Raw genomic sequence first — 25,457 nt, forward strand, 5'->3', positions numbered from 1 at the left:
TTGGCGGTTTTAATGTGTCCGACTTGGACAAAACTCATAAATTGCTAAGTGCTTCTGGAGGTACTTGTAAACTCTTAACTCCAACCCAACGATGGAAAAAACGGGCTTTTTCCATCGAAGCCAAAGATTTTTCTTGCCGTTATTTGGTGGATGGAATCCACGCGATCGTCGCTATTTATGAGGAGGAAAACGATATCCAAGCAGTCCGTAAGTTTATGCAAGATACCAATTTGGTGACTAATGATAATTTTATGAAGGCGATCGAGGTTGCTTTGAAGGCTATTCCCCGGATTGGGGATGAGAAAAAACGCATTTCCGAAGAACGGAATTTGCTGGATTTGTGGTCAGCAATGGATGAGATTAAGGCTAAGGTGGTTTATGAACAATTGACGATTTTATGATTTCTGTAGGGGCGAAGCTATGCCGTCAGGCTTTATGCTTCGCCCCTACAGAGTCAATTTAACAACCAACAACCAACAATCAACAATCAACAATCAACAATCAACAATGTTAGGGCGAAGCATTCGGGTAATAAATTGTCTGTTTTTACCCATAAATCCTTTGCCCGGTAAGCGAAGCTATGCCGTCAGGCTTTATGCTTTGCCCCTACAGATTGAATAAACAATAATTAACAATCAACAATCAACAAACAACAAATAACCATCAACAAACAACAAATAACCATCAACAAACAACAATTTTTACGCGATCGCAATATTAAAGACTTGATTATTCAGCTTGCCGCCAAATGTGTCAGCTACGGTAAAACTAAATAAGTCCTTTTTCACACTGCCGTTAGTATTTTGATAAATCAACTGATGGTTATTCACCTGATCTTGGGTAAAACTCGACCCAATTTTTAATGGGGTGCCATTAAGCAACAATGTGCCACTCGCGGGAACAGAAACCAGGGTATAAGTAAACGGATCGTTATTGGGGTCGATCGCCTGTAAATAACTCTGATTAATTACCGCTGGTTTTCCGGGTTTTCTCAGAGTAAGCTGTCGTAAAGTCATCATCGTCGGACTTTCATTCGTCGGGGTAATAGTAATATTAAATGTTCCCGGAGTTTCTCCACCCTGACTATCCACCACATTAAAGGTAAAAACATCGCTTTTTGCGTCCCGAAGTTCCTGTTGATAAGTCAGCCGATTTGCTGCCAAATCAGCGGGAGTAAAAACCATCCCTGGACTTAAAGGATTTTCTGCTAATTTTAACGTACCACTGGTGGGGGTATTCGTGAGAATATAACGAATCTCAGCTTTTTCTGTGGTCTGACTAAATAAAGCCCCTTCCCCAATAATTGCGATCGCCCCTGGTTTGATGGTCATCCCATTATTGATCTCTAGACCCGGAGGATTATTCACCGGATTGACCGTAATATTAAACTCCGTAGTAATCGAATTACCTTTGGTATCAAATATCGTCACAGTAAAGCGATCGCTGGTCGTTTCTGTGCCATTGTGTAGATAATTTATTTCATTATTATTAATTTGGGTTTGAGTCAAGGTATTTCCCAACCCCAACGGCGTACCATTCACCAACAAAGTGCCGTTTTCCGGTAAAGAAGTTAAAGTATAAACCACCGGATTATTTTCCGGGTTATTCTGTGGTTGGATTCCGGGCAAATTTGCCGTTTTAATCGCCGCAGTTTCCCCAGCCTTCACACTAAAACCAACGTTAATATTTTCGTTGTTATCTAATGGAACTACGGCAATATTAAAGCTGCCCGTAATTGCCGGAATACCCGGTGCTGTTGCCGTAAAGGAAAATATATCTGTCACCGTTTTGCTGCCATCATGTTTGTAAGTAATTGTGTTACTATTAATTTCCTCTTGAGTGAACTTATCTCCTAATTTTAACTCAGTTCCATTCTTATTCAACTTCCCAGCTTTGGGCAGGGCTGTTAAAGTATAGAGGATATTTTCCCCACCCAACATCACCGTTTCTAAATTAGTTTTGGTAATCGCCGCATCCCTGCCTTCATCCAAAGTTAAGGCTTGATTTGTCACCAAATTTAGGGGAATATTTGCCCCACCGATATTAATATTAAATGTTTGAGGAACTAATTCACCCCCTTGCCCATCGCTGACCGTAAAGGAAAAGCGATCGCTAGGTTTTTCTAATTTAGTCAGTTCATAAGTCAATTTATTGCTATCAATATCCGCTTGGGTAAAGGTTTTGCCCACAGTTAACTCAGTTTCCCCTAATTTGAAAGTCCCAATAGTCGGTGACTCAGTGAGGGTATAAGTTAATTCTGCCGCTGACTGTTCCACATCCATCACTTGCAATTGGGCTTTGGTAATTGGTTGAGGCTTTTTCAATTCCGGTGACAGGTTTATTCCCGAATTAATGGCGATAAAAGGGGCATCATTCACCGGCAAAACCGTCACTTTTACCTCAGCGGTGGTGCTGTAAGTGCCACCATCAAAAACTTGATAACTGAATTGGTCATCTCCATTAAAATTTGGCTTCGGAGTATAAACAATTTCCCCAGTTTCTCGCTTTAGTTGAACCGTGCCATTAGTGGGTTTATTAATCAATCTTAAAGTATCGGATCTGAGCTTGTCTACATCCCCTAAAGCCACAGCTAAACTTGCCGCATTACCCAGGTTTTGACCACTATCAGTAAATTTACCACTGCCATCATTTAACCAAACTTTATTCGGTTGTAATTTATTGGCCAAAAAAGCATCTACATCTTGGTCATTATCTAAATCTCCCAAAGCCACCGATTGAGTTAATGAATTACCTAGTTTTTGCTGAGTATTGGTGTACTTTCCCGACCCATCATTCAGCCAAACTTCTGAGGGTTGTCCGGCATTACCGACAAATACATCCAGATGTTTATCTCCATTTAAATCCCCCAAAGCTACCGCAACCGTCACCGCATTTCCCAAGGCTTGTTGGCTATCAATAAAAACGCCCCCACCTTGGTTCAGCCAAACTTGGTTTGGTTGTCCGGCATTGCCAATAAATGCATCAATATTATTGTCACCATTTAAGTCTCCCAGGGCTACGGCTTTGGTAAAAGAATTGCCCAAAGTTTGACCACTATCGGTAAATATTCCACTGCCATTATTTAGCCAGATTCGATTCGGTTGACCAGCATTTCCTTCAAACACATCTAATGTCTGATTGCCATCCAAATCCGCAAGAGCGATCGCGGTAGTAAAAAAGTTGCCCAAACTCTGCCCAGAATCCGTAAATTTTCCTGTGCCATCATTCAGCCAAACCTTATTTCCTTGACGATTATTGCCTTCAAATAAATCTAAATCTTCGTCTCCATCTAAATCCCCTAATGCAACAGCGGTCGTCAAAGAATCGCCTAAACTTTGACCACTATCGGTATAAACCCCTGTGCCATCATTTAGCCAAACCGTATTTGCTTTACCATAATTGCCGACCAAAGCATCCAAATCCCCATCTTTATCTAAATCACCCAAGGCGATCGCGCTACTAAAAGAACTGCCCAACTTGCCCGCATTAGTCAGAATTCCTTTGCCATTATTTTGCCATAAAAAATTAGTACCATCATTGCCAATAATTACATCTAAATCTCCAAAATCATTTTTGAGCAGTTCAATAACTGTGGAAGTATTTTCACTAATAATAATTGTATCATTTGCGGCATCAGGTTCTCGCTTTTGCCCAACATTTATCTCTGGGGATATCTCTGGCAAAGGTGAATCAGCCATTGCCAGGGCAGGGGAAGCCGGAGAGAAGCGAGAGGAAAGAGGAGTAAATAGGTCAGGAGTTGCTAAAGAAAAGACTTCCCCTAGGGAATTGGCCAATAAATTTTCTGTAGCTGCTTGAAAATCGATTAAGTTCATCATCACAAAAACCAGCGACTAACATCTCTTCTTATTTTACCTCTTAAAATACCCTTTGTGTCCTTTGTGTCTTTGTGGTAAAATAATCTTCACTGAGTAAAAAAATAGACAAAAGTCTAAGAGACATCCCCAATAATTAATATTATCATCTAGAATCCGCCCATCATAAAAGCGCATTGGGGAACGGTAAGAAAATGGCACTAATTATCGGCACATTAGACAAAGATTTTCTACAAGGCACAGACGCGGCAGACGAAATCTTAGGACTCGTTGGGGATGATACCATCAACGGCCTATCAGGAGATGACACCATCAATGGTAACGAAGACAAAGACTTAATTGATGGGGGAGAAGGTAATGATTTACTGCGTGGTGGACAGGACAACGATACCCTCCTGGGAAATAACGGCGATGACACGACTTATGGTGACAAAGGGAATGACCTAATTTTTGGTGATTCAGGTCAAGATGCGCTTTTCGGGGGTGAAGGAGATGACACCCTAAATGGGAGCACGGAAAACGACTTTCTCAATGGCAATGAAGGGGCAGATTTAATTTACGGCGGCCAAAATGACGATACTTTGCGCGGAGGTATCGGCAATGACATCCTTTATGGCGATCGCAACCATGACCTAATTTATGGAGACAAAGGGGCTGACAGCATTTTCGGCGGTCTTGGGGACGATACTTTTGTCATTGGTCAAGGGACAGGCGGCCCAGAAATTACTGACGCCGATTGGTTATTAGACTTTGGTCTAGAAAAAGATTTTATTGGCTTAATTAATGGCCTGAAATTTGAACAACTGAATATCTTCCCAGGGGTCGATGAATACGCAGACAATATTATTATTCAAAATCGGCTAACTGGGGAATTTCTGGCCATCATCAAAGGGGGGGTCAGCAAAGGCATCACCCTGAACGCCTCAAACTTTGTCGAGTTAGTCTCAGAAACCGGGTTTCTTCCAGACACCTCGGCTGAAACAGTAGGAACCGGAGAATCAACGCAGAAACCCGGTTTCTTGTCCCTGGTAATTTCTAACAACAAAATTGCCGAAAAAAGTGCTAATGGGACAATTGTTGGCACATTATCCATTACGGGGGCTTCAGAAACCCGGTTTCTTCCAGACACCTCGGCTTCAGAAACCGGGTTTCTTTCAGAGACCTCGGCTGAAACCGGAGAGTCAACGCAGAAACCCGGTTTCTCGCAGAAACCCGGTTTCTTGTTAGTAGATGATGCTGGGGGTCGCTTCGCCATTGTTGGCAATCAAATTGTAGTCGCCAATGGTGGGGATTTATTAGATTTTGAAACAACTCCCAACATTCCCTTAACCGTCCAAGTCACCACCGCAGCGGGTTTAACCTTCTCTCAACCCGTCACCGTTGACTTAATTAACCTAATTAATGAAGAAAACCCCGGCCCTGCGCCCACGGAAATTACCGTCAGTAGGGGCGATGCCCCTGTGCTCGCCCCTACAGTAGCCGAAAATAGTCCAGGGGGAACCGTAGTCGGGGACTTAGCGGCTGTTGATTCCACGGGAACGGCGGTTAATTTTGCTTTAGTCGATAATGCCGGTGGCAAATTTGTCATTTCACCAACCACCAACCAACAACAAGCAACAAGCAACCAACAACAAATCCAAGTTGCCCCTGGTGCAGATATTAATTTTGAAACTAACCCAACAATTCCGATTCGGGTTCGGGTGGCAAATGCCAATGGTCAAACCTTAGACCAGGTTTTGACCGTCAACGTGCTGAATATGCCGGATGAATTATCCATAGCGAAAATTGCCCCTGTCTCCACGCCTCAAGACACCCAAGCTAACGTCCCCATCACCATTGGGGATATTGAAGTTGCCACCGGGCCGATTAGCATTACAGGCAGTTCCTCAAATATTGGGTTAGTCCCCAACTCAGAAACCGGGTTTCTTTCAGATATTTCCGCTGAAACCGGAGAGTTAACACAGAAACCCGGTTTCTTTATCACTGGACAAGGGGCAAACCGCAGCTTAATCATTACCCCGACCCCCGGACAGTCGGGTACTACCGAAATCACCCTTAACTTAAATGATGGTAGTCAGACTGCTACTCAGACTTTTAGCTTTAGGGTCTCGCCGCCAGTCACAGAGGTGGTGTTATCAAATAGCAACATTGCCGAAAAAAGTGCTAATGGGACGATTGTTGGCACATTATCCACCACGGGGGCCGATCGCACTGCCGCCACCTTCACTTTAACTGATGATGCCGATCGCCGCTTCGCCATTGTTGGCAATCAAATTGTGGTCGCCAATGGTGGGGATTTATTAGATTTTGAAACAACTCCCAATATTCCCTTAACCGTTCAAGTCACCACCGCAGCAGGTTTAACCTTCTCTCAACCTGTCACCGTTGACTTAATTAACCTGGTGAATGAAGAAAACCCCAGTCCTGCGCCCACGGAAATTATCGTCAGTAGGGACGGTTCGCAAATCACCCCTACAGTAGCCGAAAATAGTCCAGGGGGAACCGTAGTCGGTACTTTGAGCATCCCGGAAGGGTCAGAAGGCGCCACCTTCTTCTTAGTAGACGATGCCGGTGGCAAATTTGTCATTTCACCAACCACCAACCAACAACAAGCAACAAGCAACCAACAACAAATTCAAGTTGCCCCTGGTGCAGATATTAATTTTGAAACTAACCCAACAATTCCGATTAGAGTTCGGGCAGCAAATGCCAATGGTCAAACCTTAGACCAAGTTTTGACCGTCAACGTGCTGAATGTACCCGATCAATTATCCATAGCGAAAATTGCCCCTGTCTCCACTCCTCAAGACACCCAAGCTAACATCCCCATCACCATTGGGGATGCGGAAATTGCCACCGGGCCGATTATCATTACAGGCAGTTCCTCAAATATTGGGTTAGTCCCCAATTCAGAAACCGGGTTTCTTTCAGATATTTCCGCTGAAACCGGAGAGTTAACACAGAAACCCGGTTTCTTTATCACTGGACAAGGGGCAAACCGCAGCTTAATCATTACCCCGACCCCCGGACAGTCGGGTACTACCGAAATCACCCTTAACTTAAATGATGGGAGTCAGACTGCTACTCAGACTTTTAGCTTTACGGTCTTGCCCCCACCAGCAGCGATCGCGGATTTAGCCCTTTCCAACAGCAGCATTCCCGAAAACAGTCCCAACGGCACCCTAATCGGTCTTTTATCCACCATTTCAGAAACCGGGTTTCTTCCAGATACCTCGGCTGAAACCGGAGAGTCAACGCAGAAACCCGGTTTCTTTTCATACACCTTATTAGATGATGCCGGAGGAAGATTTGCCATTTTCGGCAACTTGCTGATTGTGGCTAATGGCGGTTCTGCCTTAGACTTTGAAGCCACCCCCACCATCCCGATTAGAATTCAAGTCACCACCAACAACGGCGACGCCTTTGAAAAAGTCCTCAATATTCCCCTGACGGACATTGCCAACGAGGAAAACCCCGGCCCACCGCCCACAGATATTATCATCAGCGGGGGAGCCGGGGAGCCGGGGAGCGGGGGAGCCCGCCATCGGCAAGTAGCGGAAAATAGCCCAGGGGGAACCCTAGTCGGTACTTTGAGCATCCCGGAAGGGTCAGAAGGTGCCACCTTTAGCTTATTAGACGATGCCGGTGGCAAATTTGTAATTTCAGAAACCTCAGAAACCAACCAACAACCAACCAACAACCAACAACCAACAACCACCCAACAGCTACAAGTTGCCCCAGGTGCAGCGATCGACTTTGAACAAACCCCAGTCATACCGATTATTGTGCGGGCGACGAATGCCAATGGTCAAATATTGGATCGACGCATCGAACTAACGGTGACTAACGTTCCCGATCAATTAACCATTGAAGCAATTCCGTTGGCGGTTTCCACCCGTCAAGACAGTCCCATCAGTGTGGCAGTCAACATTGGGGACAGTGAAATTCTCACAGAAACCTTAACCCAGCAAACCCAGAAACCCGGTTTCTCTTTCAGTTCTTCAAATCCTGCCCTTATTCCTAACTCAGAAACCGGGTTTCTTCCAGATACTTCCGCTGGAACAGGAGAGTTAACGCAGAAACCCGGTTTCTCTATAACTGGAGAAGGGGCTAACCGCATCCTCACCATTACCCCCGCAGCGGGACAAACAGGGACTGCGGAAATTACCCTAACCTTAAACGATTCCCCCCCTTTTGAAGGGGGGGCAGGGGGGGTCCAAACCGCCAGCCAGACTTTCAGCATCAACGTCCTTACCCCGGTAGGAACCCCGGACAACCCCCTAAAAGCCTTTCTCAGCAAACCCCTAAAAGTTCCTCAAATTCAACTCACCACCAACAACCAAGCGATCGCCGAAGTTTCCAACCCCATCAACGGTGAAGTTTCCCTAAAAAATGGCGAAATTACCTTTATCGCTGATGAAGGTTATGTGGGACCGGCTTCTTTTGACTTCACCATAGACAATGGACAAGGAGAACCCACCACCCTAACTGCCAATATAGAAGTCACTGACACCGCAGATATTGAAACCCTTGTAGCAGGTGATGGCGGCTTTGAAATCACCGGAGAAACCAAAGGAGACGGAGAAGAAAAATGTGTCAATATCAGCATAGTACCCGCTGAAGATATTAACGGTGATGGTCTGCCTGATTTAGTGGTTAAAGATGTCAACGCCGACAAAAATTTTCTCATCTTTGGCAAAGAAGATGGCAACGACGTAGACCTCACCAAAGACCCCGCCGAAAGTGGTACAGGTTATCGGATTTTTGCCAAAGACCCTGCGGATGCTGGGGACAAACCCAACTACGCAACAATGCCCGTTGGCGACCTCAATGGCGACGAATTAGAAGACGTTCTGTTTAACAGTTTTCAGGAAATTCCTGAAATAGGAAACTCTGTTCCATCCTATATTGTTTTTGGCCAAGACCCCAACAGCAACGCCACGCCATTTTTAAACTCTTTATTAAGTTTATTAGGGGGTTCATTACCCACCATTCCTCCCAGTAATATCAACGTCAAAAATCTGGGCACTAAAGGGTTTAAAATTATTGGCACTGGCACTTTCGATCAAGCCGGTCGTCCCATCATCAGAGCCGGGGATTTTAACGGCGACAAATGGACAGACTTACTCGTCAAGGCTCCCATTGCTAATCCGAATATCCCCGATTATGGGCCGTATTATGTCCTGTTTGGCAAAAATAATAACCAGCCGGTTGATTTTCCTTACTTAAATAATCCCGCGCCGCAAAAATTCGATTTAGCGGAATTATTCGGGCCTCCGAAAGTTGGTTTTGCCATTACCTCTGCTCCCGTATTAGGAACGCCGGTAGTTGATTTTGCTGGTCGTGATGTCTTACCCACTGCGGATATTAATGGGGATAAAAAAGACGATTTATTGATTGGATTTTCCAAAAAATCAGCCATTGGATTTGGCTCAAATAGTGCCTTTGTTGTGTTTGGTAAATCTGACGAACAGCCCATTGATTTAACCAATCTTGCAGCCCCGCCTCGTGACCCAATTCTATCGGGAATTGACCCGTTTCAAATATTTTTTCCTTCCCAGCCTCGCGGTTTTGATATTACCAGCAATAAAGAAACTTTAGCTGGTCGCAAAATTTCTGCCGGGGGGGACACAAATGGAGATAACTTGCCGGACTTAGTAATTGAAGCTGACCCCGACCCAAATAGTAGTTCTAATAAATCTTATGTTGTTTTTGGTAAGAATAACAGCAAAACCGTTAATTTAGATGCATTGGGTTCGGCAGGATATTATCTCGGCAGTGACCCGGTAATTGACCCAGCCACAGGTCAGGAAAAAATTAATCCTGCCACGGGAAAACCCGAAAAGCCCGTGCAGGCTTTACGGGATTTTTCTAGTATTCCTGCTGGGGATATCAATGGAGACAAAAAGCAAGATTTTCTGCTAATTCCCGGAAAGAATCCCAGTGAAATTGCTTCAAAAATTTATGTTATTTTTGGTAAAGAAGATGAGCGATCGATTAATCTCAATGATTTGAATCCACCGCCGCTGACCCCAGTTCAGCAGGCAATTAAAAAAGTGTTTGAGTTTTTTGGCCTAACTTATCCTGAGCCAAAACCGTTGGGATTTGCGATTAATAATCCTGCCGGATTTGACCCCGGCACTGGTTTAGTTAATTTGGCGGAAGATTTATCAAATCGACAGATAACACCAGCGGGAGATGTGAATGGGGATGGCTTGGATGATGTGATTATTGGGCCACCGAAGTCAGACACACCGGGAGTGTTGTTGCCGGGAGATGCGTATGTGGTATTTGGTAAGAATGAAAAGCAAAGTATTGATGTAAATCTGCAAAATTTAGGCAGTGCGGGATTTAAAATTAATCATTCTAGTTTGGGGGATATTACTAATTTTAGTATTGCCCCAGGGGGTGATTTTAATGGAGATGGTTTAAAGGATTTAATTGTATCGCCCCCGAAGGCTGATCCGTTACGGGCTTCTGGCCCATCATACATGATTTTTGGGAAAAGTAATGCGGGGCAGCGTGACCCAATTCAAGCATTTCTCGATCCGTTGGGTTTAATATTTCCTTTGCCACCGCCAATTGCCCTGCCAACAGTGGATTTGGCAAATTTGGGAAATCGCGGATTTGCGATCGCCCCTAGCGGTAATCAAGTGACAATTTCCTTGCGGGCGGGTAAAGACATCAATAGCGATGGATTTGATGATTTAACAATTGAAACAGAAATCCAACATTCTAACGATAAAATATGTCCTGGGCCGTCTTATTTTGTCTTTGGCACTCCGGCTTATCAAGGCGGTCAACTCATTAAAGGGAATGAGGGCAATGATAACATCGCCGGGACAGCCGCCGCAGAAGTCCTAGTTGGTGGACGTGGCAATGATGTGTTATCCAGTGGCGGTGGTTTTGACAATATCTCTGGGGATTTAGGGGATGATATTATTATTTTAAATAACGTCGGGTTTAATCGGATCAGCGGCGGTTCAGGCAGCGATGTGCTGCGGATTGATAGCACTGAAGATATCAAGTTAGATTTCAGTCCATTTCCCATTCCTTCTATCCGGGGAATTGAACAAATTGACCTGACCAGTGCGGGCAATCATACCATAAAAATCAGCGGGGCGAATCTTAAGACAATTCCTGATAAAGACCAGCCGTTAGTAGTGTTAGCAAATCCCCCGATTGTGAATGAACTTGGGGAGGTGACGAGTGAGGGAGATGTGGTGGAGTTGCCAGACTTTTTATCTGCTGGAACCGAGGGAGGTTTAAATAAGTTTATTTTTGAAGATGAGACGAAAGTGGTATTAGTCACCCCAGGGGTGACGGTGAATTTTGGCGGCTTCAACGTCGAGGGCAGCGATGAAAATGATTTACTGACAGGGACGGCGAAAGGCGATCGCCTGTTAGGTAAAGGAGGCAATGATGTGCTGATTGGTGGTGGGGGTCAAGATGACTTGCAGGGGGGTCCTGGCGATGATGTCTTAGTAGTCAGCGATATTCTGTTCAAAAATGCCAGTGGCGGCATTGGTAAAGACATCCTGCGGATTTCTGGGGCGAACGTTAATCTCGACCTGCGAGCGTTCCCGCAGCCGCCCATTTCTCAAATCTCGCAAATTGACCTGACGGGGTTTGGCAACAATACTCTAACTCTGGACACAGAAGACCTGACCCAAATCACCGAAGATGGCATCCTCACAGTAGTTGGCAACGAGGGAGATACGGTGGCGGCGATCGGATTTGTGCCCCTAGGAACGGAAAACGGCTTAAACAAGTTTGGTCAGGCTGGACTAGAGAACATTGCCACCTTATTGGTAGATCCAGCGGTGACGGTGACAGTTTTACCCCTGTAGGTTTACCCCAGAGTGGCTGTTCGGGCGGAAAGCTGTCTCGCCCCTACAAACTGTTCGCCCCTACAGAGGGATTTTTCAGGGCAGAGGACGGCAGGAGATTAGCTTTGGGCAAAGCGACTTCTACCGTCGTCCCCTGACCGACTCCTTTACTGTTCAACATAATAGTGCCGCCCATCAGTTCGATTAAATTGCGGGCGATCGCCAACCCCAAACCCGTGCCCCCATGCCGCCGAGTGGTGGAACCATCCACCATCACAAAGGGTTGAAATAACTTTTGTTGTTGCTCCAAAGCAATACCGATGCCGGTATCTTTTAAAGTAATCACCACATCTGTCGCCCCTTTGCCACTGCCATCCAGGGTTTCCGTGGTGGTGGAAACGCGGTTCATTACTTCCGTATAACTGGATTCCAGACGAGTGCTGATGGTAATACTCCCGGTGTCGGTGAACTTAATGCAATTATTCATTAAATTTAATAACACCTGCTTCAGCTTGCTCGGATCGGCTTCCACCACCAGAGGTTCTGGGTATTCTTGGACGGATAAATGCAGTCCCTTCTGGGCGATCGCATTTTCTTGGATTTCAATCACTTCTTTAATAATCCGGCTGACATCCACCGGCTCTAATGTCACCGAAAGAGTCCCCGCCTCAATTTTAGAAATATCCAGAATATCGTTAATAATATTTAGCAAATGAATCGCCGCATCATCGGCTCGCTGTAAAAACTCCACCTCTTCCTCCCGGTCATCACAGCAGTCATCCCGCACCAAGCGAATGCAGCCAATAATCGCATTCAAAGGCGTTCTTAGTTCATGGGAAATGGTGGCCAAAAACTCATTTTTTAGCTGGTTCGCTACTTTTGCTTCTTGCCATGCGCTTTCCAGTTCTGTCGCCCAAGCTTTCAGGCGCTCGACCATCGTATCAAGGGCATCAGCTAATTGTTGAAATTCAGTGATTTTGAGTTTAATTGGGCCAGTGTCACCTTCGGTTTGGCGGCGATGTACGTTTAAGGCATAAGCTTGCAACTGTTCAATGGGACGGGCTAACTCCAAAGTTAAGTACCAAGTGACTACCAAGTTGGCAGCTATGAGGCTAAAAATCAAGGTAAATAAGACCTTCTGAATTTCTTTGAGACCGGCTAGAGCATTGTCGAGTCGAGTCACCGCTAAGATAATCCACCTTTTGTCTGGAGATACAGGAGAGGCGATCGCGGTATATCCGGAAATCAACTCGATGCCTGGGGCTTCAAAGTCAAATAAATGGACAAAATCCTGTTTACCGCTGATCGCGTTTCTGACAATACTTCTGAGGCGATCGGCGTCTGCTTCCTCCGCAATATTCGTCCCAGCGCGATCGGGGCTCAAATGTTCCACAATTGTGCCATTTTCCTGCTGATAGGTGGTATCAAACACATCAATCACTACGGTCTGTCCGGTCAAAGACCCTCGCTTGCCCACGGTTTCTTGTTCCAAAGTTGACAGAAGGCTTAAGGCATAGCGTATATTCCCCCCAGAAACTACGTTGCCCGGAAACACCGGGGCGGAGAAAACCATCCTCATGTTTCTCTGACGTTCTTCTGAGGATGATGGCTGATTTTCGGACAACTGTAGGCTGACATCCACCAGAGAAGAATCTGGACTAGGATTTTGCCACTTGTCCAGGGGCAGTTGACGATAAATCGGTGCCGATCCACAGGTACTAGCGATGATTCTATTGGTGGCGATGTCGGTTAACTGGGTGCATTGCACTTTGGTGGGCAGTCGTTCATCAAGGGTCTGTAGGTATTGGGCGATCGCTGCGGTTTCTTCTGACTGCAAGACCGTGGCTTCAGTAGCGGTTAATAAGCTGGCTTCTAAGGCTTTAACAGATGTTTCAATACTTTGTCCTTTGCGGATGGCGCTTTCTGTTAGGTTCTGGCGGGCAGTTTCCAGGAGGGCGGAACGAGCTTTCCGATAAGTGGTGTACTCTCCCATCAGCAAGACAGGAATGCTCAACAGTAAAATCCGCGTGAGGAGAATACGACGAAAGGATGAACGACCGGGTTTAAACATAGCAATTGTCTAACTCGAAAGGATGCTTTTTTCCAACCACAATCATCAAGAAAGAAATTGGATCGGGTAGATAGGTCTCTACTGATTATGGTATAACTCAAAAAGCTCAAAATTTTCTGATTAAATTTTTAGAGCGTGTTTTAGAGCTTGCACAGGAATCCGATTTTTTTAGGAAAATTTGATCAAACGGATTTTGACCGTGCTGACCGTTGATGATTCGCCGTGGGCGAACCCAGAGGATCTGAATCCTTAATCTGCCGATTTATTTTCTCGTTAGAGATTATTCTCTGTCCCCTGATTCCAGTCTGTTTGACGAGAGATCGTCGTGTAATTTACCGGAGACTGTACTGAATTGATTTGGAACATCGCCGGGAAGCATAAGCTAAAAAATCAGGTTGAATCAGTCCGGGTTCTTGACTCCCCAATAACCAGAAGGGATCAAGGAGGCTCCGCTCCTTAAGCCTGGGTAAAAATTATCAGTCCGGATGGATCGGGAAAAGGCCGTCGGCACTGATTTTGCTTGCCTTCGCCGGTGGGTGGGCTTGAGGGATGAAGCGCTCCACGCCTTGATATTTATTCATATTAATTCATATTCATTCATATTCATTGATTGGGCTATTTTTAAGGGTTTTTACTTAGTCTAAATTGGCTCTATCTGACAAAATAGATCAAAAAATTTTTAAGGGGAAAAGGTTGACATGGATAAATTCGCAAATTTACATTCCCTAATTTACATTCCCTGGCTTGATGGCCAGCGTCATAAATTTTAACAAAATCAGTGGAGTTGGGGGGTGGGATCGATCACCCCTCAACGGAATCTCTTTAGGAAACAACCTGATTCGATGCCTGACGAGGATCGGGATAGTAGCTGGCCACGATCGCCATCACCAGCCACCAAAGGGTATTAATTTGGGGTCGATACCAAACCGTATCAACGACACCATGAGCCAGCATACCGACGATAATCGCGATCGCCCCCATCAGCCAATAGCCCTGAAGATTGGCTTGATTTCGCAGTTGTTGTAGTTGCTGGAAGCCTTGATTTAAGGTGACGACCAGCAGCCAGATAAAAGTCATTAAGCCAATGATGCCCGTTTCCACTGCGGTTTCTAACCAGATAGAATAAGCACTCAAAGCACTAAACCTGGGGCGCATATAAAGGGGATAAATTTTGTTAAACGCATTATTGCCCGGTCCAATGCCTAACAACGGGCGATCGCGAATCATCTCGATTACCGACTGCCAAACATTGATCCGGAAATTATTGCTGCTATCAGAACGACCGGCAAACATACTGGCGATGCGATCGCGCAACGGTTCCACAAACAGAAAAGCCAAAAGCAGCACCGTGACGGTGCCGCCGAAGACCCCAGGCAGCGCCCATTTCCGACCGGCGGGGGGTAACTTGGGACTCCACCAATAAACCAACATCAACAATAAAACAAAACTGGCGACCACCAAACCAATCCATCCCCCCCGACTCCAGGTGAACAGCAAACAGAATGAATTCACCACAGTCATCGTCACCGCCAGCAACTTCGGCAGCAGTCCAGACCAAACAAAGATCGCTGCCACGCCGAAGATCGCTGCCGGGATCACATAAGCAGCCAAGAGATTGGGATTTTCCAAATAGCTATAAACTCGCGTCACACCGGCCATAGAAGAGGTGGGATCGGTCCAAGTCGCCAGAGGCGGGGCGCCAAAAAACCACTGTCGCATCCCATACACACTCACAATCAGAGAAGTATGCAGATAAAGACCGATTAGGAGTGAACGAATCCGGGGCGATCGCAACACTCTTGCCAGCAGTGCAAACATCATCAAATAAAGGGTCAACTTAACCCAGCCACTAAATGCGGCGGTTTTCACCGGCGACATTGCGGTCGAGACTGTGGCAATAGCCCAATAAAGTAACACCAACAAATGAATCGGGGTAAAAACCATTTCACCCTCATCGGCGACAGTCAGCAGCAGCCAATAACCAGCCCCGGCCAACAATAACACTCCAATCAAAGCCGTGGAAACAAAAGGCGACAGACCAAAAATCAAAGCACATAACAACGCACCAATTGCTTCTGACCATTGCATCAACCAACTGCTGGAGCGCCAACGACCCAAAGAACCCACAAATAAACGAGATAAATAGCTTCCTTTTTGCCATCGGTAGATGGGCAAATTTGACAGGGTTACTTGTTGCCAAAGTGAATTCATCGATTGCATACTTATTTTTGATTTAAATCCTATTTTTAGCATTCTTTGCCGGTTATATCAATCTATTATTCAATTTAAACCTGAATATTAAATATATCTTAATTTATTGAGATTTAATATTATAATATACCATTTTAATCATGATTTTTTTATGACCAATCATATCATATTCATATTTCTTATGAAAAATGGCATATTATAATTTGATATACTCAATCTTCCTATTAAATTGGCACGATCAGAAAAAATTATCTCTAATAATAACTAGGATCATAAATTTTCATAAATCCAAACAAAAATGAATATTTCACGGATTTTCTCCTTTTTTGTAACGCCAAAATCTAGATGTTCTACTCACTCAAAATTAGCCCAATCTTCCCTGATAATTTCACCTTAGTTAATCCGTAGGGGGAACTCAAGTAAATATCGATAACCGGAACTAGGGGAACCTTCTAAAACAATATGTCCTTGATGCTGCCTGGTTAACTCCCAACTGAGTAAAAACCCTAAATCTTGCCGGGAAAGCTTAACGCAGCATAGGTCATTTGGATTTGCGGTTTGACAGTCTGAATCATATAATGCCTTGAATTCAGAGATTAACTTTTGAAAGAATTGCAGCATATTTGATGCCGGTTGCCTAGTAGAAAAAAGAGCTTCCAGGGTTTTTTCTGGCTTCAGAGATTCTGACTCATCATTAGCTGGGTTCAAGGGCATTTCCTCAGACTCCATATCCTGCATTTCTATTGGATTGAAACCATCTCCTAACCAGGGATGAGAAACCCAAATAATCATCTTTAAAATATCAGATTTGCGGGAAACATGAAGCCGCACGACTCCTCCCGGATGCGCCACAGAAATTACCCTGGCCAACATCTGATAGAGAATTTGGTAGACTTTAGACTTATCTATGAGAACTAGGCGATCGCCCGGTTCCACAGACAGACGAAATTCTTGGCCGCGTCGAGAAGCTTCCAATTCCAAGTGATTAAGGACTTGTTGACAAAGCATTTCAATATCCACAGCCGCCAGATCAAGATCCGGGGTTTGGTCATGTAAGTTCCGCAGAGACACTAACTCATCCAGCAACGATACCAAGTAGCGACCACTGTCATAAATAATCTGGAGATATTCTTTCTGTTTGTCGTTTAAATGTCCATAAACTTCTTGATTTAAAACTTTGGCCATTCCTGTCACCGAAGTTAAGGGATTCCGCATTTCTTGCGTCATGCTACCGATGAGTTTCTCCAAAACCAAGTCAGAAATATTCTTCAGCCCAAATTTTTCATCATTACTGGCTGGGGAAGTATCATCATCTACGGATATATCTGGCAATGAGTCAGGCAAAAAAGAGCTAACTGGAGTGTGAGTTGTGTCAGGCGATATTGCATCCGCAAGGCTCCTGCGCGTTCGCGCCAATTTGCTCCGTTCTAACTCGCTCATAATCCAGCGAGCGGTCAACTCCAAAAACTGAATTTCTTTAGCCGTAAATTGACGGGGAGACAGATCCATGCCCATCAAAACTCCCAAGCAATCCCCTTTGGAGGACAGCAAAGGCACTCCGGCATAAGCCCGAATTCCGTAATTTTGAACCGCCATCGACTTCGCCCACTGGTCTTGCTTCAAAGTATCTCGAATTGTCACCACAATTTGACTGGCTAAAACCTGTTGCCAAAAAGCCTCTTGCAGAGAAATTTTTGGTAACTTATTCGCCAAGTCTTGCAACAATTCGATCTCTTCAAAGTTAACGTCAGCAAAATTTACAGCAAGCTGTCTCAAGCGCCGATCTTTTTGCACTCCCCCAACAATACATAAAGGGATATCTAAAAATTCTGCACTCGCTTGAGTCGCCTTTTGCAAGATAAACAAGCTGTGTCGATCCAAGAGACCCCGGTCTGCAAACAGCAATCCAGATTCTTCTGGGGATGGGCTGGCAGAATTATCAAAATAAGCAAATTCTTGATTGTCTGGTACTACCATAAGAGTTTAAGGTTGCCATAGACAACAATGAAATCTATTCAATAAATCTATTCAATGGCGATTGGCCATAATGTTTCTAGTGAACGGCAGAACCGCCGAGGACAAATCTCTTGCCGCTACGATCTTGAGGATTTTTGCCGTGGGATTTTTGCCGTGGGATTTTTGCCGTGGGTTTGGTTCTGGCAGATTTGGCTAGATGATCGGCACCAAATCTAAGCCTTTAGATATCTGCAATTTGCGCTGCAAAAAAAAATTTGCCGAACAACGAGCGAGATTGCATCCGCAACGCCGAAGCGCGATCGCAGGTCAAAGCTTAATCTTTGGGTGCCGAATCTCTGGGATTGGGTGACTACTTCCATGCTGGATGAGAAAGGAGTTTTTCCATCACTCTAACCCCGCGTAACTGATTGGAAAGAGGTAAATGACCTCTAGGGGCTGTCAAATCCCAAGTAAACTCTTGGGGATATCTTGTCCAATTATTGCCATTTTTCCAGCCGATTTTTGGCCACATCTTATCCCACATTTTCCCGACACCCAGCCAAATTTCTCGTTGGACAGAAAATCCAAACTTATCTTCGGAGTACAACTGCCACAGAGTATTAATGGTTTGTAAATCCGTTTCGGGAAACGTATCAACTTCAGTAAAATATAACCACTTTCTCTGGACGGCAGCAGGACCTGCCAATTCACAAAGTAATTGAATGGTGATTTTGTCAGCGGATTGGAAATCCGCAGCGGCCAGCAGCTTTTGTAACAGACTGTAGTCGATCTGGCGATCGCTCGGAGTTGGGAGCAGACCGTGGGGAAATGTGGAACGCAAAAATTCAGCGGATACCGGGTCTGCCGATGTATAAAGAACTTGGTAAACTTTCCCATCGACGAAGTTCGGGGTGGTTGAGCGGCGTTCTAACAAAAATTCTTGCAACACTCTCAGACCATCCCCACCAGCTTTGGCCAGATGAGAAATCACCTTGATCTGATTTTTTTGATTATTCGTTCTTAAGTTGGAAGCCAGTTCGGCAAAATCCAAAGCAGCATCCGGTATGGCAGAAGTTGTTGAGTCAGTCATGAAGGCTTTTTGAGGATCGACAGTTGCTATTTTCAGAGGTACAAGTAAACCCAGTAGGCCCTGCCCCCGCGAAGGCGCGGAGCCTGCGCGAAGCGCGCTTAGGCGGGGGATGAACCTGGAAGCATTAAGCAATCGGTGCCACTGGATATGAGGTTGAAACCTCAGATGTTCCTATTGTCTCATTATCTTAGACCTGCTGATTATTTCTGTGCTTGTAAAATCCGATTAATGATCCCGGTGGTGGATGAGTTGATTTCCACTTTCACCAGTTCAATCTGACCCCCATAAGCCTGAACCACTGGGGCTTCCGGCAGAGTTTCCAGGGTGTAGTCACCTCCTTTGACATAAATATCCGGTTGCAGAGATGAAATCAGGGTGGTAGCGGTGGGTTGATTAAAGATCACCACGGCATCAACCGCTTTGAGGCTACAGAGTACCTCAGCCCTTTGTAATTCTGGCACAATTGGTCGCGAGGGTTTTCCGGCGGTGGATGGCTTGATTGTTTGTACGGACTGGTCACTATTTAAACCAATAACGAGCGATCGCCCCAAAGCTTTGGCGGTTTGTAAATAGCGCACATGACCCACATGGAGTAAATCAAAACACCCATTGCTAAACACTAGAGGACGCCACCGATCCGGTTCAGAGGCGATCGCCTGAGTTAATTCATCCAAAGTATAAAGACCAGAAATCATAACGCTTAAGGGTTGATGGTTGATGGTTGAAGCTTGATGGTTGATGGTTGACGCTTGATGGTTGACCGTTGACCGTTTGCAGGATTCGTGAGTGTTCAAAAGGTGATGCCTTATTCACAGCAAGCAAACATTTGCTATCGCTTAATAGCTATCATTTAATCTGCTATTAGCTATCAATATAACTGATAACTGATAACTGATAACTGATAACTGATAACTGATAACTGATAACTGATAACTGATAACTGATAACTGATAACTGATAACTGATAACTGATAACCGATAACCGATAACCGATAACTGATAACTGATAACTGATAACTGATAACTGATAACCGATAACCGATAACCGATAACCGATAACCGATAACTGACAACTACCGAAATCAGGGAAACCCAGCATTTGATATTGCTAAGTTATTCAGCATCAGGAGCGGACTCGTATCCATGTTCAAAAGCAAACCGAATTAATTGACCACGATTTTCCAAATCTAATTTGCTTAAAATATGACGCAAATGAGTTTGTACAGTCCGAGGACTGATAAATAAACGTTCGGCAATTTCTTTATTTGTACAGCCTTGAATCACTTCCCAAAAAACTCTGGCTTCCGCCGGGGTCAAGGGCAAACGGTCTGGGGAAGTCTCCGATATCGATGAGGTGACTGGGTATTCTTTGGGAGTTAAATTGGACTGATTATCAAGCCGATTATTGAGGGGATGGGTCATCTTCTCTGAAAGGGAAATTACAGAGGGTGAACTCACATTTTTATATCCTCCCGCCATATGCTGCATTAATCGAATAATTTCCGAATAAATCCGGCGACTCCGCTCTAATTGCGCTTCAATTTTTGCTACTAATTCTCTGGGTTCAAAGGGTTTAATTAAATAATCATCGCCACCAATTTCATGGCCTTCTATGCGGTCATCAAGCTCTCCCAAAGAACTTAAAAATATAAAAGGGATTAATTGACCTGATGGCGTCGTGCGTAGTCGTCGGCAAAATTCAAATCCATCCATGTCTGGCATCATCACATCCGATACAATCAAATCTGGCATTTCCGCCTCTAACGATTTTAACGCTTCTACCCCAGATTTGGCATCAGCAACGATATACCCTTGATTTTCTAGGTGTCTTCGTAAAGTAATTCGCATAGTGCGATCGTCATCCACAATTAAAATTTTTTTCATTTCATTTTGGCTCCCGGTTTCATTGAGATAATCTCAATATATTATTCAAGAGAATTTTTTACAAAATTTGTTTCTCATCTTTTTGAGATTTAATCATAGATGATTTTCTTCAAAAAACGCTCCGGCTCCTATAATACAATCAATTTTTATAAAAAGCAAAAATTAGCAAATGTTATAAAATCTTAATATTTGAGATTTATTTAAGATATTTTCTTCAAATTATCTAATAACCTCGATCAAGAAAACTTAATCATAAGTAGATCCAATCAATTTTGAGACAAAATATGACTAAATTTTCTCAAGGAATCTCAAGGCTTCCCCGGTTTAGGGAATTTGTCATCCTAAGTCGAAAGTGAAAACAAGTTTATTGAGAGTTCTAGGCGTTAGGCAAACCCAGCCGCGATCGCGATAGATCGACGGAAAAAATGATAGAACGCAAATGAGAATAAGTCGATCTGGAGAAGTGTGCGAACAAGAAATCATACAAAGGAAGAGTGGGTTGACCAGAAACATAGTAAGGGCAAAGCATATAGCCTACCCGACCGGATGCCGCTTCGCGTCTACGGCATCGAAATTACCTCGCTGAAATTTGATTGGAGAATCTTCAAGATTGTTACTTAAGATGCTTTGCCCCTACAAATGGCTGAACCAAAGAGCGCGAAATTGTCAAAATTTCGAGATTTTAGGGGCAAAATTCAGGAAAAATGCTTAAGAAACAAAACCTGAAAGCATTGCATGATGTAGTCTACCAAAGAAGGATTGTCTAGTTTTAACTAGACTCAACGGGCAGTATGTACGAGAAAATCACTCCCCCCACCACTGGCGATCGCGTCACCTTTAAAGATGGGCAACCCATTGTCCCCGACAACCCCATCATTCCATTTATTCGCGGAGATGGCACAGGGGTTGACCTATGGCCAGCTTCACAAAAAGTCATCGATGCAGCCGTTCAAACCGCTTACAAAGGCCAGCGAAAAATTAGCTGGTTTAAGGTTTATGCCGGAGATGAAGCTTGTGAAGCTTATGGAACTTACCAGTATTTACCGGAAGATACCCTCCAGGCCATTAGAGAATATGGTGTGGCCATCAAAGGCCCTCTGACCACCCCAATTGGGGGCGGCATCCGTTCTCTGAATGTCGCGTTACGGCAAATTAACGACCTATACGCTTGTGTTCGTCCCTGTAAATACTATAGTGGCACGCCATCTCCCCACAAAAATCCAGAAAAACTGGATGTGATCATCTATCGGGAAAATACCGAAGATATCTATCTAGGAATTGAGTGGCGCCAAGGCAGCGAAATTGCTGACAAATTGATTCAAATTCTCAATCAAGAGTTAATTCCCGCCACCCCAGAACACGGCAAGAAACAAATCCGCTTAGACTCTGGTATCGGCATCAAACCGATTAGTAAAACTGGCTCACAACGGCTGATTCGTCGAGCGATTCAACACGCTTTGCGTCTGCCGAAAGAAAAGCAAATGGTGACCTTGGTTCATAAAGGCAACATTATGAAATACACCGAAGGTGCTTTTCGTGATTGGGGCTATGAATTAGCTACCACGGAGTTTCGCTCCTGTTGTGTCACCGAAAGAGAATCCTGGATTCTCAGCAACAAAGAGCGGCACCCAGAGATTACCTTAGAGGACAATGCTCGCAAAATTGATCCCGGTTATGACAACCTGACCAGTGAAAAGCAAGCAGAAGTTCGCCAAGAAGTCGAAGATGTTCTTAAGGCGATTTGGGATACCCACGGAAATGGCCAATGGAAAGAAAAAGTCATGGTCAATGACCGGATTGCCGATAGTATTTTCCAACAGATTCAAACTCGACCGTCAGAGTATTCAATTCTGGCGACGATGAACCTGAATGGAGATTATCTATCTGATGCCGCTGCCGCCGTGGTCGGTGGTCTGGGAATGGGGCCAGGTGCGAATATTGGCGATGAATGCGCCATTTTTGAAGCCACCCACGGCACCGCACCGAAACACGCTGGTCTTGACCGGGTGAACCCAGGATCTTTGATTTTGTCCGGGGTGATGATGTTGGAATATATGGGTTGGCAGGAAGCGGCTGATCTGATTAAAAAAGGTCTGGGTGCCGCGATTTCCAACCGAGAAGTAACCTACGATTTGGCTCGGTTAATGGAACCTCCGGTAGAACCCCCGCTAAAATGTTCTGAATTTGCTGATGCAATTATTGCTCACTTTAACGATTAATTTCCCATTGAGAGATTAATTCTCGACGGGAAAATATCATCGATATCTATTTTAAGAAACCCCCTTTGACTCAAAAAGTAAAAGGGGGTTTTTCGCTTTTTGGGGATGCGATCGCCACGATATCCTGTGAATGAATCAGCAATGACTATCCAGGAAATGACTATCCAGGAAATGACTATCCAGGAAATGACCTAGCAACACTATCAAGGATTGGAGAAAGTGTTAATCTCTCCACCGCCGATATAGCGCCCCGGAATTGGACGAGGCACCGAAAACGGGGATGTAGGTTGTTGCGGTTGAGTGGGAGCCGCTGACTGGGTGGGATTAAGGGAGGAACCTGTCAGCCCGTTGGCATTGGGGATTGTTGTTGGTAAACCCTGCGGGATGGGGACTGAACGCAGAGTCGGAGTTGGCTGTGCCAATGGCTGAGTGCTTGTGGGAACAGAAGGTTGGGTCATAATCCCTAAATTTTGACCGTTGGCAGTGCTTTGCTGGGATTGATTCGGGGGCAAATTGAGTTGATTGTAAGTCTGTGGATAAGTCTGTGGATAAGTCTGTGGGGCGATTCCGCGCAGCGGATCCGGAAAGGGAATCGCATTTCTTGAAGCGGGTACGCTTCTGGGATTGACTAATCCCCCAGAGTTCATCCCACCTGTAGTCGGATTGCTTGGACTAGACTCTAAGAGATATTGATAAGAGTTGTAGGAATCGGCACTGTTGGCATCGGCAGAATTGCTTTGGAGTGGCTGGTTATAAGAGTTATAACCTCTTTGAGAGCCCTTGACTCCCCGACTTGATGCCGGTGATAGAGGCATTAATAATTCAGCGCTTGGGTTGACCGAATCTCTGAGACCAGGTTGGGCAGAAGTTGGAAATATCCCAGGGGTAGTGTTGGCAATCCCAGAAAAGTTTAAAAGATTTGTTTGATTTGTTTGAGCTAAGAGTGAAAGTTGATTTGTGGGATTGGATATGCTGGACGTGGATATGCTCGACCCTGTGTTCTGATTTGTATCCACTGGTACGGGAGAGACTAAAAGCCCAGAAGCAGATCCAGGAGGATTATTACGGCTGCCTTGAGCCTGAGTGGAAGTCGGTGGAGCCTGGAGATCACTTGGGTTTGATCTACTATTGCTGGTCGATCTGCGGATAATCGCTTCTTGCAATGGACTCATGGCCATGCCCAAATTTCCAGTCCCTACTTCAGTAGCATTAGGACTGATTGTGTTGCCATTTCTGTCACTGTTTCCTAACGATAAATTCATCCCCTGAGGATTCATGCCACCGATCCCGTTGCCTGGATCATTCGCTTTCAAAAATTCATTGACTGGCAAAGTATTAGGGTTGCCACTTAGGAAAATATTAGACAATCCCTGAACATTTTGATTCGTTGGCGGATTGGCTGAGGGTTCAGTTGGGGGAATCGGCGTTGATCTCGACGGTTTAAGATTGTCGGTCTTTTTGGGTTTTTGCGAGGGCAATCCGCCAACGTCGGGCAAAATTGGCGGGGGAGTTTCCAATAGCTTCATATCTTCTTTGAGGACTGATGAGCTATCAATATCAGCGGCGATCGCTTCCTGGGCCTGGTCTTGACTTTCTGTTTCCCCCGGATCCGCCAACGATCCTAGACTAAATTCTCCGTCGGTGAAAAATTCCGTGGAGTTAAGCCAGAATTCCCAACTAAACATAGTAAACAAACCCAAAAATCCGATCGATCCCCAAACCAGCGGTTGCCGCAAAGGGCGTAGTTTGGCTCTGAGATTACGCAGATAAACAGGTAGCTGATTTTCCGATGACATAACAACGTCCTAAATTCATCACAGTTTTCTAAAGTCTGAATAATTATGAGTCAATATGTGCTGAGAGGAAATCGACGCTGCGATCGCCTGCTCATCACTCGGACAATATCTAGACTTCTTGATTGATTCTCCGTTGAGGCTTGGCTGTTGAGGATTCTGCAAAAAAACACCTTTTCTTGTCAACCCGCAACCCGCAACCCGCAACCCGCAAAATTTCTCCAAAATTTCTCCAAAATTTCTCTGGATGATTTCTCTGGGTGATTTCTCTGGGTGATTTATTTGGGTGATTTATTTGGGTGATTTCTCTGAGTGATTTCTCAGGCGGCATCCTCACGCCTTGCCATACTCCTTATACGGAAGCCTACTTATAGACTTCTACTTATATTATATTCTACTTATATTCTACTTATATCTTAGCCGTTGATCTGTCTTTAGACGTAGCAACACACCAAAGCCGGGATAAAGACTGACCCCCTGTGAGAACACAGTGGAAGTCAATCAAAGCTAAATCAAAGCTAAATCAAAGCTAAATCAAAGCTAAATCAAAGCTAGGGCGTGTCATCAATTA

11 protein-coding genes and 1 pseudogene are annotated in these 25,457 nt (G+C 44.8%); 4 read left to right on the forward strand and 8 right to left on the reverse strand.

All coding sequences use genetic code 11. From position 1 onward, the window contains the following. A pseudogene (locus AM228_RS34585) lies at positions 1-401 on the forward strand (DNA methylase); the annotation flags it as partial. Positions 402-701: 300 nt separating this feature from the next. Here AM228_RS34585 and AM228_RS26100 read toward each other — a convergent pair. Beyond that, entirely contained in the window at positions 702-3,836 is a 3,135-nt protein-coding gene (locus AM228_RS26100; protein ID WP_082349122.1) for a cadherin-like domain-containing protein, read from the reverse strand. A gap of 191 nt (positions 3,837-4,027) precedes the next feature. Here AM228_RS26100 and AM228_RS26105 point away from each other — a divergent pair, with 191 nt between their 5' ends. Further along, positions 4,028-11,683, forward strand: coding sequence for an Ig-like domain-containing protein (locus AM228_RS26105; RefSeq protein ID WP_054469842.1), 7,656 nt, complete (start codon positions 4,028-4,030; stop codon positions 11,681-11,683). Positions 11,684-11,726: 43 nt separating this feature from the next. Here AM228_RS26105 and AM228_RS26110 read toward each other — a convergent pair whose 3' ends face one another. From AM228_RS26110 to AM228_RS26120, 3 genes are all read right to left on the reverse strand, one after another. Next, positions 11,727-13,733: an ATP-binding protein gene (locus AM228_RS26110; protein WP_054469843.1), complete on the reverse strand. Its 2,007-nt coding sequence runs from the start codon at positions 13,731-13,733 to the stop codon at positions 11,727-11,729. 822 nt (positions 13,734-14,555) lie between these two features. Then, positions 14,556-15,944, reverse strand: coding sequence for an IctB family putative bicarbonate transporter (locus AM228_RS26115; RefSeq protein WP_054469851.1), 1,389 nt, complete (start codon positions 15,942-15,944; stop codon positions 14,556-14,558). Between the two features lie 393 nt (positions 15,945-16,337). Beyond that, the gene (locus tag AM228_RS26120; RefSeq protein WP_054469844.1) at positions 16,338-17,921 is read right to left on the reverse strand and encodes a GAF domain-containing sensor histidine kinase; all 1,584 of its coding nucleotides are present in this window, start codon (positions 17,919-17,921) and stop codon (positions 16,338-16,340) included. A gap of 54 nt (positions 17,922-17,975) precedes the next feature. On the opposite strand from AM228_RS26120, the gene AM228_RS33610 reads away from it, so the two are divergent. Next, positions 17,976-18,137, forward strand: coding sequence for a hypothetical protein (locus AM228_RS33610; protein WP_156332070.1), 162 nt, complete (start codon positions 17,976-17,978; stop codon positions 18,135-18,137). 133 nt (positions 18,138-18,270) lie between these two features. Here the strand turns inward: AM228_RS33610 and AM228_RS26125 are convergent, their stop codons facing one another. From AM228_RS26125 to AM228_RS26140, 3 genes are all read right to left on the reverse strand, one after another. Then, the gene (locus AM228_RS26125) at positions 18,271-18,990 is read right to left on the reverse strand and encodes a GUN4 domain-containing protein (protein ID WP_054469845.1); all 720 of its coding nucleotides are present in this window, start codon (positions 18,988-18,990) and stop codon (positions 18,271-18,273) included. A gap of 200 nt (positions 18,991-19,190) precedes the next feature. Then, a complete protein-coding gene (locus tag AM228_RS26130) occupies positions 19,191-19,685 on the reverse strand; it encodes an adenylyltransferase/cytidyltransferase family protein (protein WP_054469846.1) in 495 nt (164 codons plus the stop codon). Between the two features lie 418 nt (positions 19,686-20,103). Beyond that, positions 20,104-20,874, reverse strand: coding sequence for a response regulator transcription factor (locus AM228_RS26140; protein WP_054469847.1), 771 nt, complete (start codon positions 20,872-20,874; stop codon positions 20,104-20,106). A 791-nt stretch (positions 20,875-21,665) separates the two neighbouring features. Between AM228_RS26140 and AM228_RS26145 the strand changes: the two genes are divergently transcribed. Continuing rightward, the gene (locus tag AM228_RS26145; RefSeq protein ID WP_054469848.1) at positions 21,666-23,093 is read left to right on the forward strand and encodes an NADP-dependent isocitrate dehydrogenase; all 1,428 of its coding nucleotides are present in this window, start codon (positions 21,666-21,668) and stop codon (positions 23,091-23,093) included. Between the two features lie 203 nt (positions 23,094-23,296). On the opposite strand, the gene AM228_RS26150 is transcribed toward AM228_RS26145, so the two are convergent. Continuing rightward, positions 23,297-24,889: a hypothetical protein gene (locus AM228_RS26150; RefSeq protein ID WP_054469849.1), complete on the reverse strand. Its 1,593-nt coding sequence runs from the start codon at positions 24,887-24,889 to the stop codon at positions 23,297-23,299. Positions 24,890-25,457 lie beyond the last annotated feature (568 nt).

It is taken from the genome of Planktothricoides sp. SR001, assembly GCF_001276715.1.
Classification (GTDB): Bacteria; Cyanobacteriota; Cyanobacteriia; order Cyanobacteriales; family Laspinemataceae; genus Planktothricoides; species Planktothricoides raciborskii.